Origin of the sequence: Psychrobacter nivimaris, from assembly GCF_009812035.1 — a bacterium.
Taxonomy (GTDB): domain Bacteria; phylum Pseudomonadota; class Gammaproteobacteria; order Pseudomonadales; family Moraxellaceae; genus Psychrobacter; species Psychrobacter nivimaris.
Genome location: NZ_VZIZ01000006.1, coordinates 1 through 12,279, shown reverse-complemented (window position 1 = coordinate 12,279; position 12,279 = coordinate 1). Strand labels below are relative to the sequence as shown.

Here is a 12,279-nt window from a genome sequence, read left to right as displayed (position 1 = left end):
CAAAAATGTGTTACATTATATGCCCAGTTTGCGGCGGCAATAGGACGCTAGCCTGAGATGCAGACGCATTATCTCATAAGCATGGATGCATAGCACTGTCAGAAATAGTAGCCCAAGTATAAACAAAATCGCCAATATACTTGCTTGATATGATCAGCATAGATATGGCTGATGTTTATTTATTCGGCGGTTATCAACTCCATATAATAATGACATCATGTCTCAGTGACCTTTACTACAGCACTTGAGATATCAGCGATGTAGCATTTGATGATAATAAAACAGGACGTGGCAATAGACGTCTTTTTTGTATCGAACGAACGATATAATTGATTTGCCCTTTATAAAAACCAATCTAAGGATAGAGTATGAGCGCCAACCTAAGTACCACTTTTGATGATAAGAACAGCGAAACATCAACCCTAACTAGCCCCACTTTAGTCCTCAACTGCGGTTCGTCTTCTATCAAATACGCGTTGATTAGCGATGACAATTCTACTCGTATCACCGGTCTTGCCGAAAACTTAGGTCTCGATACAGCCCGTATCAAACACACCACGCTAAATGGCGATAAGTTAGAGATTTCTATCCCTGGTGGTAGTCACAAACTTGCCCTGCAAAAAATCCTAGAGCTATTAGAGCAATATCATTTCATCGCAGTCGGGCACCGTGTGGTACATGGCGGCCGTGAATACTCTCAAGCCGTTCGCGTTGATCAGCATGCGTTAGAGGAAGTGAAACGTCTAAAGATATTGGCTCCACTACATAACCCTGCAAATGCTTTGGGTATTGAAGCGGTTCAAGCTATTTACCCTGACATTCCACAAGTTGTGGTATTTGATACCGCCTTTCACCAAACTATGCCACCTGTCGCCTTTCGCTATGCGTTACCAAAATATCTATACGAAGAGCACAAAATCCGTCGTTATGGCTTCCATGGTACGTCTCATGCCTATGTCTCAGAACGTGCTAGCCAAATCACCGAAGCAAAAGGTCCTCATGGCTGGATTACTGCGCATCTAGGCAATGGTTGCTCAGCAACTGCCGTATATGATGGCAAAAGTCTCGATACCAGCATGGGTCTGACCCCGCTTGAGGGACTGATGATGGGCACACGTAGCGGCGATGTCGACCCAAGCTTACATATGCATCTAAAGCGTCAGCTCGGTATTAGCCTAGAAGAAACAGATAAGATGCTAAATAGCGAAAGCGGTCTGCTTGGTATTTCTGGCCTATCAAATGATTTGCGTACTATTGAACAAGCTGCGAGCGAAGGCCATAAAGATGCGCAGCTCGCCATCGAGATGTTCTGCTACCGCGCTGGTAAATACCTCGCCAGCTTAAGTTGTGCACTGCCTGAATTTACCGGTATTGTATTCACAGGTGGTATCGGCGAAAACTCTGTCACCACGCGCGCAAGTATTTTAGCCGTCATGCGTCATTTCGGTATCAAAATGGACGCTGAAAAGAACGCTAGATTGTATGGTGGCCAAGAAGGCAGCTTCCAAGCAGAAGGTAGCAGTGTCGAGCTGTGGGTTATTCCTACAGATGAAGAATACCGCATCGCTCAAGAGACTCGTCAAGCATTGAACTTAGTATAAGACGATTGATTATAATGCCTAGCGCTTATCGTTCTAGACGCTTATAAAAAGCTGATAACGAATAAGATAAAGCGCTTGGTGTGTTTATACTGCATTTCTCATGCTGCTCAAAATGACTCGACGTCTAAAATAAAATAAATTGTAGGACACATTATGCAAACCATTTTACTTGTTCCCATTAGTCGCGGTATCGGTGTGACATCAGCCGCGCTAGGGCTAATCCGTGCCTTTGATTATAACGGTATCAAAGCGGGCTTTATGAAGCCGTTTTTGCAAGATGATACGCTAGACAAACAGCACAGCTTAGACAGCTCAAGCGCATTGACCATGCACGCATTTGGCCTAAATCCGCCTGACTCTATCAGCCGTCAACACGTCGAGCGTATGCTAGGCGATGACAATCTTGATGACTTGATGGAAGAAGTGATTGCCAATTTTCATACGATCGATGATGGTCATGACGTGATTATCTGTGAAGGTCTGGTGCCAACCACTGAGACCTCTTATGCTTCACAAATCAACCGTGCACTTGCCCACGCGCTCGATGCCAAGATTATATTTGTCAGTACTGCTGATATCAGTAAACCTGCTTATTTAGCAGATAAACTGGATGTCCATGCTCGTGAGTTTGGCGGTGTCATAGATTCACGGACGCTAGGCGTGATATTGATGCGGGTACAAGACGTGCCGAACACGTTTGACAATCAACCTGTCGCGCCGGGTGAGGCCGTTGTCAGCTTAGATCCGAACTTCCTGCAAGAGGTACAGCGTCTATCGCCTTCGTTCAATACCGAAGTATTCCGCCTTATCGGGGTGGTGCCTTTTAGTGACTCGTTGTCTGTGCCACGCACATGGGATATCGCAACAGAGCTCGATGCGACTTGGCTAAATGTTGGCGAAGCGAAGACACGACGTATCAATCGTATCAGCCTAACCGCTCGTTCAGTAGCGCGCGTCAATGAAGTCTTTAAGCGTGGTACGTTAATGGTCGTGCCCGGCGACCGTGATGACTTGCTATTAGCCGCTGGATTGGCCTGTATCAATGGGATTCCATTGGCAGGTCTAGTATTGACAGGTGGCATTACCCCAAGCGATACAGTTGCTGAGCTTTGGCAGTCAGCGCTCAAAACTGGCATCCCTGTCATGAGTGTCGAAAGCGATAGCTACGAGACAGTACAGAGCCTGATGCATATGAGTTCTGAGATTCCAAGTGATGATACAGAACGTGCTGATGAAGTGGCTCGTTATGTGGCTGCTCATTTGGATCTAAGCTGGATTAAAGAATACTTCAGCCGTAATCATGAGCCGCGTCTGTCACCATCAGCGTTTCGCCATCAATTGGTCAAAAAATCACAACACGCCAAAAAACGTATTGTGCTGCCAGAAGGCGCGGAACCACGTACGGTCGAAGCGGCCTGTATCTGTCAGAGTCGCGGTATCGCCAACTGCGTGTTACTTGCTAAGCGTAGTGACGTTGAGCAAGTGGCCAAAAACCGTGATCTAACGCTACCTGAAGGGTTGGAAATTATCGATCCTGACAACCTAGATATGAGCAAATATATCGCTGCTGTCGTAGAGCGCCGTAAAGGCAAAACCACTGCAGAAGTCGCTGCTGAATACCTAAAAGATACGGTCTATTTAGGTACTATCATGCTCCAACTAGACGAAGTAGATGGTCTGGTCTCAGGTGCGATTCATACCACTGCCAATACGGTACGCCCAGCATTCCAGTTGATCAAGACCGCGCCGCAGTACTCACTCGTGTCGTCAGTATTCTTTATGCTGCTACCTGAGCAAGTGGTCGTCTATGGTGACTGTGCGATCAACCCAGATCCTAACGCTGAAGAGCTGGCTGAGATTGCTATTCAATCAGCACAGTCTGCTGATGCCTTTGGTATCGATCCAAAAGTTGCGATGATCAGCTACTCTACTGGCTCATCAGGCGCAGGCGCGGATGTCGAAAAAGTCGCCCGTGCGACCCAAATCGTGCGCGAGCGCGCACCAGACCTCAAAGTCGACGGCCCGCTACAGTATGATGCGGCGTCTGTCATGAGCGTCGGTAAGCAAAAAGCGCCTGACTCACCTGTCGCTGGACAGGCCAATGTCTTTATCTTCCCTGACCTCAACACTGGTAACACGACCTATAAAGCGGTACAGCGTAGTGCCAACGTCGTCAGTGTCGGACCTATGCTACAGGGATTGAATAAACCCGTGAATGATTTGTCACGTGGTGCCTTGGTCGATGATATCGTCTATACCATCGCGTTAACCGCTATCCAAGCGTATAGCGATTTGATTTAATCGCTATAAGACTCGCTAATTAAAGTTCTATACAAAGCCGACTATCATTATGATGGTCGGTTTTTTATTGGTGCTTTGGTGACAGACAATGGTGACAGATGCTCGCGTGCCCTCTACAATAGCGCTATCATCAAATTATTTAACCTAAAAAGGTCAGCCAGTAAAAGAGCAAGGTGCATCAACGACCACGTGCGCCATACCTGCTTTTATACATTTATTTATGCCAAAGACGAGCAACAGCCCTCAAGAGAAAACACCTGAACCTGCCATTCGTGCTTATCTTGGCGGCTCGTTCGATCCAGTACATAACGGTCATTTAGAAGTAGCGATGTCTGTCTATCAGCACCTACTACCAATTGCAACGCAGCTACAGCGCACACTGCATGTGTCCTTATTACCCAATGCACGCTCGCCATTTAAGACACAAAGTACAGACCCTAGCCATCGCTTAAACATGCTAAAACTAGCGACAGAGAATACGCCGATACAGATAAATGAGCTGGAACTGTGGCAAGCGCCGCCAGTCTATACGATCAACAGCGTACGCACATTAAGACAACAATATCCTAATGACAGTTTGATATTTATCATGGGTATGGACAGCGCCCATAGTTTGGATAAATGGAAAGATGGCTTACGTCTCACTGACCATGTCAATCTATGGGTGTTTAATCGTCAGAGCAGTACCGATGTGAGTGATGGTGTTAGCGAAAAATTTTCTGACAGTATTATCTCTTCTAAAAATAATACAGCGACCGTACAAGATATTGCTTTCTTAAAAACGCAATTACCATCGTCATTGCAGCCCCATATAATAGACTCACCTATCGAGCTGCTAACACCAACTATTCAACACTCGACAAATAGCTTAAATTCAAATAACACTGACTTGAAAAACGCCATTCAAGGACGCATTTATATAGATTCGCGACCTATTACTGCGGTATCAAGCACACAAATACGCGAGCAGCTACTGAAACTAGACAATCAAACAAATAAAATGCCAGTCGCTCAACGGCAAATCGCATCTATAGCATCAATAAATGATATCATTAGCAATACTGAATCTAATCCATTAGCTAAATGGCTAAATCCTGCTGTTTATCACTATATTATCGCCCATCAGCTATATTCTGCTGTTCAATTCCGTTAAAATCGCCTTATCTATGTCATTTTGCCTATCCTGTCTCTATGCGTGACTGACGACATATGATCAGTCGGATAAGACAAATTGACGTTTTACCCCTTTATTTTACATATTTACGATTCAAGAGATTAAAATTTATGACCAACACCATGACTGCAGAACGCCTAACAGAATGCTTGACCCTAGTACAAAGCGCTCTAGATGATATGAAAGCAAAGAACATCACTGTAATGAATGTAGAAGAGTTGACTGACGTAACAGAGCGCATCATCATCGCTGATGGTACCTCAAAGCGTCATGTACGTGCGATGGCTGATAGCGTCGGCGCTGAAGCTAAGCAAGCTGGTTTTATGCCACTTGGCCGTGAAGGTGGCATCGACTCTGATTGGACGTTGATCGATTTGGGCGCGGTTGTCGTCCACATGATGACGCCACAAGCACGTGAGTTTTATGACCTAGAAGGCCTATGGTCATCACCTGAGCAATTGGCTGAGCTGGTTGCTACGCCGCGCGAAAAGAAAACTGCGGGTCGTCGTAACAAAAACAAATAAGCTTGTCAGTGACGATATTTGTTCAAAATTAAGAAACGCTACACCAAAAAGACCAGAATACTTATTCTGGTCTTTTTTTATGTAAATTTTATGGTGATGAACCAGTATAATCAGATACATCATTGAGTACAGATAAGCTCATTTCATATTAGTATTTATTAGCCGCTAAAATTAAGCCGCCTTAGCCTATTCATTTTACCTATTAGGAAACCTTATGAGCGCAGAATCGATCACGTCATCACCTGAGCAAACTTCAACAGACTTTAACCAAGACTTGCCCCTACATATCGCTACCCTCACTTGTGTTCGCGCTGGTAAGTCTATGCCATTTGCTCGTGAAGAAATGAGCGCCATTGATAAAGCACCTATCAAATCTCCTGTCGCCGTCAACTTTATGGGCTTAACCACTGATGAACAGGCTGACCGCAAGCATCATGGTGGCCCACTCAAAGCCGTGCATCAGCTAGCGCCTGCAACATATGAAAGAATCAATGCAGAATTCAGTTTAAAGGTTCGCGTCGGTACGCTAGGAGAAAACCTTACGACTGAAGCTATCAATGGTCTGCCTGAAATGACCGAATCTATGGTTTGTATTGGCGATGTTTTTCAATATGGTGGGCATTTTGAAAGCGATCAAGACATTAGTAATGATGATGCTAGCGTTCAGTTACGTATCGTCCAACCGCGACGCCCCTGCTACAAAATCAACGACCAAATTGGCCAATTTACCAAAGTACCAAATATCGCGGCATGGGTCAGCAAGCAAGGCATCTCTGGTTGGTACTTCCAAGTCGTCCGTGATGGCGTTATAGACGCTGATTTACCGGTGTATTTGGTTGAGCGCCCTTATTCGTTTGCAACACTTGAGACACTGTGGCAACTGGCAAACTCTAAAGAGAAATATGATGCCAATGTGATTGAACCGTGGCTCGCGATTGACTGTTTAGAGGACAGTTGGAAAAAGGTTCTGGCTAAGAAAATCCAACAGGATTGAAAAGGTAACACTCAACAAAAACCTTTAATATGACTTTTCTATTTATAAAAGATAGCCACTACCCTGCGTAATGGCATCACAAGGTTTCTCATGTTCTATGTCAGCTCCATAATAAACACTCTCTCCTCCTCCATCTTTGATCGTGAAGGAGCATTCCATGAGTGAAAAGACGGAAAGTATCAGCTACCTACAAGCGATAGCGATTAGCGTTGGTGCGATTATCGGCTGGGGTGCCTATGTCATGCCAGGCGATTTGTTTTTGCCGCAGTCACAGCTATTAGGCTCTTCTGTTGCTATTATTATCGGTACTTTAGCCATCTATATGGTTGCACGTGCCTATATTAATTTGCTGACCCAAACGCCAGAGAACGAGTCAGGCGGTATCTATTGGATTGAAAAATACATCAATCGCAAGCATGCTTATATTTATGGTTGGGGCGTCACGATAGGCTATATTTCTATTATCGCGCTCAATATATCAGCTGTCGCCTTGCTACTGCGCTATCTGTTACCTAGCGGCTTACAATTAGGCTATCTGTATACGATTGCTGGTTGGGAAGTCTACGCTAGTGAAGTGTTCTTATGCAGCGCGGCTATTATTCTGTTCAGTTATATCAATCTAAAAGGCGTACGAGTCGGCGCAAAAATCCAACTCTATATCGCCCTCTTTATGATTCTATCAGTCACCGCGCTGTTCTTTGCCTCGCTTTGGATGACACCAACGAGCCAAGCATTTTTGCCAACTGACATGTCTAGCAGCTCTATTACCAGTCTGGCATGGTTACCTATCTTGGCCGTTATGCCGTGGGCGTATGTTGGTTTTGAGACCACACCGCAGATTTCAAAAGCCATTAGCGATTCAAAAACCAAGACCAAAAGTATTATCCTAATTTCACTCATCGCTGGTGTGTTATTTTACTTTTTGATCAACTACTTTACCGCGCTAAACATGAGCTTTGACTATCAAGCGATCAAAGACAGCCACTGGGCAACGGGTGAAGGCATAGACAATCGGATTGGTAGCATCGGCATTTGGCTGCTATCGATCGCTATGATTGGCTCGATAATGAGCGGTATCAATGGCTTTATATTGTCATCGGTCAAGCTCTTAGAATCTATGGGCGACACGTCATTATTGCCTAGTATATTTACAGATAAACACAACCAATTTAGTAAGCAAAAGACCGTTATATTGATATGCTTGGTGTGCCTACTCTCTCCTTGGCTAGGTAGAAATTATCTACTCGATATCGTGACAATGGCGTCCTTGGGTATAACCGTTGGCTTTGCTTATGTCACGACCGCCGACCTCATCAATGAGCGAAAAAAGAAACAAGCGGGTTTGCTAAATTATCTCTCTGTATTAATCAGTGTGGTCTTTATATCGCTATTGCTGCTACCATTTTCACCAGCAGCGCTGTCGTTCAACGCTTATGTCTTGCTAGGGCTTTTTATTCTGTTCGGGGCGATTGGTTATAAAAAAATCGCGGTTAACCCTAACCTCAATCCTAATTAACGACCAGCAGCATTTAGCTGTCGAGCGAAATAAACACCAGCAGCATCAAATGCAAACGATGCTATAACCGTAACTTTCCCGTACAGAGCACTTCATGGTAAAAAATAGTTTCTTAGCGTTTGGCCTAACACTGCCGTTGGTTGGCTGCGTCACGACTACCTCTCCAGTAGCCACTACTGACAGCTACATTGTGGATAGTAAAACCTACCAAGCTACTGGCAAAAGCGAGCGCGTCAAAACCATCGTCTTGCACTATACAGTCTCAGATAATGAACGCTCGATAAAGACATTGACCACGGGCAATGTGAGCGCGCACTATCTGGTATTAGACAATGATGACGATAAAATCTATAACCTAGTACCAGAGAGCGAGCGCGCATGGCATGCAGGTGATGGCGGCTTTGCAGGACGGACGATATTAAACGATACCTCTATCGGTATCGAGATTGTCAATAGCGGTATCAAGCCTGAATATCGAGACGCGCTAAAAAATGGCACGCTCGATTATCATCCTTATGCGCACTATGTGGCATTTGATGAATTGCAGATTAAAAAAGTCGCACAACTGGTGCAAGATATCGCCACACGCTATGACATCTCACCAAAGAATATCATCGGTCACTCCGATATGGCACCCTCGCGCAAGATAGACCCCGGTGCCAAATTTCCGTGGGAGAGACTGTATTTCGATTACGGTATCGGCGCTTGGTATGATGAATTTGATAAGCAGTTCTTTATGAATCAAGATGGATTTGCGTCGGCCACGATACCTGAAATTAAGCAAGCGTTTCGCAAATACGGCTATCAAATCAACGATACCGATACGTGGGACAAAGCCAGTCGTGATGTCGTCTATGCGTTTCAGCTGCACTTTAGAGCGCAGCAGCCAACGGGTCATATGGATAGCGAGACCTATGCGATATTGCAAGCGCTAAATAAGAAGTATGCTGGTCGGGATGATTTTTATTAAAGAATACAGACTATCAGGAGACATAAGCCATGAATAATTCTCAAAAAGATGAGCAAGACAATCTACAAAAGTATCTAGAAGAAAAAGCCAAGCAAGAGCAGGAAAAGAAAGAGGAGCAAGAACCTGAGCCGCTTTCTGCTTATGATGCTTGTGTGCTAAAGGAAAGCGCCAAGATTCATGAGTTGATCGCTGAGGCTCAGAAGCGTCCCAAAGATGAATAACTGGATAGACAGTACTTATCAATGCTTACCACTCAAGATGATAAAGATGCGCAAGTTGATGTCTTATGTTTTGAGACATAGCTAAGCCGCTATGAAACCAATACCACAACTAAACAGCACTATATCACTTTATAAAAGAAGGCCTATCTACCAACTATTTAGGCTATTTATTGCGATAGGCTAATGATAAAATCACCGCTCACAGGGTTATAGATAGTATCACTGCTCGCACCATCTCATTGGCTTCCCGCATCTTTGGTTTTATCGTTGATTTTAATGATGACTAGGATGATGCGCGGCTTTTGATAGCTTAGTTCTATTACCAGTCCCAATATCTCTATTATCAAATGAACACCAATAATACTAAAAAAGGAATATTTATGTATCAAGCCTTTCAAAAACACCTACAACAAGAAATCAGTGATATACGCGAGGCAGGGCTGTATAAAAACGAGCGCGTTATCACCTCTCCGCAAGATGCGCTCATCAAGATCGCCGATGGCCGTGAAATGCTGAATTTCTGTGCCAATAATTACCTTGGATTGTCTGACCATCCTGAGATTAAAAAGGCGGCTACCCAAGCCATTGAAGACTCAGGTTATGGCATGTCATCGGTACGTTTTATTTGTGGTACGCAAGATTTGCATAAACGATTAGAGGCAGCGATTTCTCAATTTTTTAATACCGAAGACACGATTCTTTATGCGGCCTGTTTCGATGCCAATGGCGGTGTCTTTGAGCCACTACTGACCAGCGAAGATGCCATTATTTCTGATTCGTTAAACCATGCCTCAATCATCGATGGTGTACGCCTGTGTAAAGCTGCGCGTTATCGCTATGCCAATGCGGATATGCAAGATTTAGAAACGCAATTGCAAGCGGCGCAAGCACAGCGTTTTCGTTTAATTGTCACCGATGCCGTGTTTTCAATGGATGGTAATGTGGCACCGATGGATGAGATTTATGCGTTGGCACAAAAATACGATGCCATGGTCATGATTGACGAGTGTCATTCAGCAGGTGTGGTCGGTCGCACGGGTGGCGGCGTGACTGAATTGTTTGATCTACGTGGTGATATTGAGCTGATCACGGGTACCTTGGGCAAGGCATTTGGCGGTGCGATTGGCGGCTTTACGACGGGTAAAAAAGAAATGGTTGAGATGCTGCGTCAACGCTCACGCCCGTATCTGTTTTCAAACTCCATTCCGCCTATGATCGCGGCCGCTGGGTTAAAAGCATTTGAGATGCTAGCAGAGGACAATACCCTACAAGACAAACTGCATGAAAATACCGCTTATTTTGTCAAGCAAATGCAAGATGCGGGCTTCGATATCAAGCCTACCGAATCGGCCATCTGTGCGGTGATGCTCTATGACGCCAACGTCTCGCAACAGATGGCAGACGCACTGCTTGAAGAAGGCATTTATGTGATTGGTTTCTTCTATCCTGTCGTACCCAAAAATGAGGCTCGCATTCGTGTGCAGCTCTCTGCCGCCCATACTCGCGAGCAGCTCGACCAGTGTATCGCCGCCTTTATCAAAGTCGCCAAGCAAATGAAGGTGATTGATTAAGCGTCGCTCGATATTTATCTAGATTCAACCCTTAAGTACAACACCGTTAAATAAGAGAAAAGTATGAAAGCACTGGTTAAAGCTCATGCCGAAAAAGGCATCTGGATGCAAGACATGCCAGAACCAACGGTCGGCATCAATGACGTTAAAATAAAAATTAAAAAAACCGCCATCTGTGGCACAGATTTGCACATTTATAAGTGGGATGAATGGTCACAAAAAACCATAAACACGCCAATGATCATCGGACATGAATATGTCGGTGTCATTAGTGAAATGGGCGATGGCGTCAAGCATCTTGAAGTAGGTGATCGAGTCACAGGCGAAGGGCATATTGCTTGTGGGCATTGCCGTAACTGCCGCCGCGGTAAGCTACATGTGTGCGAAAACACCATCGGCGTGGGCGTTGACCGCGATGGCGCGTTTGCCGAATATTTGGTGATACCTGCCGATAATGTCATCAAACTCGATGAACGTATCAGCGATGAGATGGCCGCTATTATGGACCCTTTTGGCAATGCCACGCATACTGCCCTTTCATTCCCTGTACTGGGTGAAGATGTTCTAATCACGGGTGCGGGGCTGATTGGGTCAATGGCAACGGCGATTTGCCGATTTGCAGGAGCGCGTAATATTGTGGTCAGTGATATCAGCGATTATCGCCTAGAGCTTGCCAAAAAAATGGGCGCGACGATGACCATCAACCCAGCCAAAGGTGAAACCATCGAAGGCGCTATCGATACGTTAAAAATGCACGGCTTCGATATCGGACTTGAAATGTCAGGCTCGCCTCAGGCCTTTGATTCGATGATTACTAACATGTATAACGGCTCTAAAATTGCGCTCTTGGGCATTTTGCCTAACACCACCACGGTGGATTGGAGCAAGATTATCTTTAAAGCGTTAACCCTAAAAGGTATCTATGGGCGTGAGATGTGGGAGACGTGGTATCAGATGGAGCAAATGCTGATTAGCGGTATTGATCTGTCGCCAATCATTACCCATCGCATGCACATTGATGACTTCCAAGAAGGCTTTGATATCATGGAAAGTGGACAATGCGGTAAGGTGATTTTAAGCTGGGATTGATTTTGGCGATTCAGCATTTGATCAGCCATGGTTAGGGTGTACATTGTCACGACTTGTAAAACGGCACTGATTTCAGTGCCGTTTTTTTTGGACTTTAAAGAGTGATGAGAGAGCCTAGCAAGATCAGGAAAAAGAACAAGAGTCTGAGGGGCTTTCTGCTTGTGACTCTTGCGTGCTAAAGGAAAGTGCTAAGATTCATGAATTGATTGCTGAGGCTAAGAAAGGGACTACTTATTAGGAAAGGCTCACTAATTGTAGACGAGCCCATCCCAGATTCTGTGTAACTGCCATTTAGATTAAATGCTTACTAATGCGATC

The 12,279-nt window shown here is 45.0% G+C and carries 10 protein-coding genes; all 10 read left to right on the top strand.

Features of this window, described 5'->3' with window-relative positions; all coding sequences use genetic code 11:
* The first annotated feature begins 368 nt into the window (after positions 1–368).
* The 10 genes from FQV37_RS01810 to tdh all read left to right on the top strand — a co-directional run bounded on the left by FQV37_RS01810 (position 369) and on the right by tdh (position 11,961).
* A complete protein-coding gene (locus FQV37_RS01810) occupies positions 369–1,601 on the top strand; it encodes an acetate/propionate family kinase (protein WP_160021050.1) in 1,233 nt (410 codons plus the stop codon).
* A gap of 153 nt (positions 1,602–1,754) precedes the next feature.
* On the top strand, positions 1,755–3,902 hold the full coding sequence (gene pta, locus FQV37_RS01805; RefSeq protein WP_160021049.1) for a phosphate acetyltransferase: 2,148 nt from the start codon (positions 1,755–1,757) through the stop codon (positions 3,900–3,902).
* Positions 3,903–4,122: 220 nt separating this feature from the next.
* Entirely contained in the window at positions 4,123–5,055 is a 933-nt protein-coding gene (locus tag FQV37_RS01800) for a nicotinate-nicotinamide nucleotide adenylyltransferase (RefSeq protein WP_160021048.1), read from the top strand.
* Positions 5,056–5,186: 131 nt separating this feature from the next.
* Positions 5,187–5,600, top strand: coding sequence for a ribosome silencing factor (gene rsfS, locus FQV37_RS01795; protein ID WP_057758112.1), 414 nt, complete (start codon positions 5,187–5,189; stop codon positions 5,598–5,600).
* Positions 5,601–5,814: 214 nt separating this feature from the next.
* Entirely contained in the window at positions 5,815–6,594 is a 780-nt protein-coding gene (locus FQV37_RS01790) for an MOSC domain-containing protein (RefSeq protein WP_160021047.1), read from the top strand.
* Between the two features lie 157 nt (positions 6,595–6,751).
* Complete coding sequence (locus tag FQV37_RS01785) at positions 6,752–8,110, top strand: APC family permease (RefSeq protein ID WP_160021046.1); 1,359 nt, start codon at positions 6,752–6,754, stop codon at positions 8,108–8,110.
* 94 nt (positions 8,111–8,204) lie between these two features.
* Positions 8,205–9,080: an N-acetylmuramoyl-L-alanine amidase gene (locus FQV37_RS01780; protein WP_102090846.1), complete on the top strand. Its 876-nt coding sequence runs from the start codon at positions 8,205–8,207 to the stop codon at positions 9,078–9,080.
* A 29-nt stretch (positions 9,081–9,109) separates the two neighbouring features.
* Positions 9,110–9,301 carry a hypothetical protein gene (locus FQV37_RS01775; protein ID WP_102090847.1) on the top strand — a complete coding sequence of 64 codons (192 nt, stop codon included), beginning with the start codon at positions 9,110–9,112 and terminating at the stop codon, positions 9,299–9,301.
* Between the two features lie 380 nt (positions 9,302–9,681).
* Positions 9,682–10,872, top strand: coding sequence for a glycine C-acetyltransferase (kbl, locus tag FQV37_RS01770; protein WP_160021045.1), 1,191 nt, complete (start codon positions 9,682–9,684; stop codon positions 10,870–10,872).
* Positions 10,873–10,935: 63 nt separating this feature from the next.
* Positions 10,936–11,961 (top strand): L-threonine 3-dehydrogenase, encoded by a 1,026-nt coding sequence (tdh, locus tag FQV37_RS01765; RefSeq protein WP_160021044.1) that lies wholly within the window; start codon positions 10,936–10,938, stop codon positions 11,959–11,961.
* The last annotated feature ends 318 nt before the right edge of the window (positions 11,962–12,279 follow it).

What these genes read in the sequence shown, in the direction of transcription:
- FQV37_RS01810 (WP_160021050.1), top strand. Translation starts at nt 369, where the DNA reads ATGAGCGCCAACCTAAGTACCACTTTTGATGATAAGAACAGCGAAACA.
- pta (WP_160021049.1), top strand. Translation starts at nt 1,755, where the DNA reads ATGCAAACCATTTTACTTGTTCCCATTAGTCGCGGTATCGGTGTGACA.
- FQV37_RS01800 (WP_160021048.1), top strand. Translation starts at nt 4,123, where the DNA reads ATGCCAAAGACGAGCAACAGCCCTCAAGAGAAAACACCTGAACCTGCC.
- rsfS (WP_057758112.1), top strand. Translation starts at nt 5,187, where the DNA reads ATGACCAACACCATGACTGCAGAACGCCTAACAGAATGCTTGACCCTA.
- FQV37_RS01790 (WP_160021047.1), top strand. Translation starts at nt 5,815, where the DNA reads ATGAGCGCAGAATCGATCACGTCATCACCTGAGCAAACTTCAACAGAC.
- FQV37_RS01785 (WP_160021046.1), top strand. Translation starts at nt 6,752, where the DNA reads ATGAGTGAAAAGACGGAAAGTATCAGCTACCTACAAGCGATAGCGATT.
- FQV37_RS01780 (WP_102090846.1), top strand. Translation starts at nt 8,205, where the DNA reads ATGGTAAAAAATAGTTTCTTAGCGTTTGGCCTAACACTGCCGTTGGTT.
- FQV37_RS01775 (WP_102090847.1), top strand. Translation starts at nt 9,110, where the DNA reads ATGAATAATTCTCAAAAAGATGAGCAAGACAATCTACAAAAGTATCTA.
- kbl (WP_160021045.1), top strand. Translation starts at nt 9,682, where the DNA reads ATGTATCAAGCCTTTCAAAAACACCTACAACAAGAAATCAGTGATATA.
- tdh (WP_160021044.1), top strand. Translation starts at nt 10,936, where the DNA reads ATGAAAGCACTGGTTAAAGCTCATGCCGAAAAAGGCATCTGGATGCAA.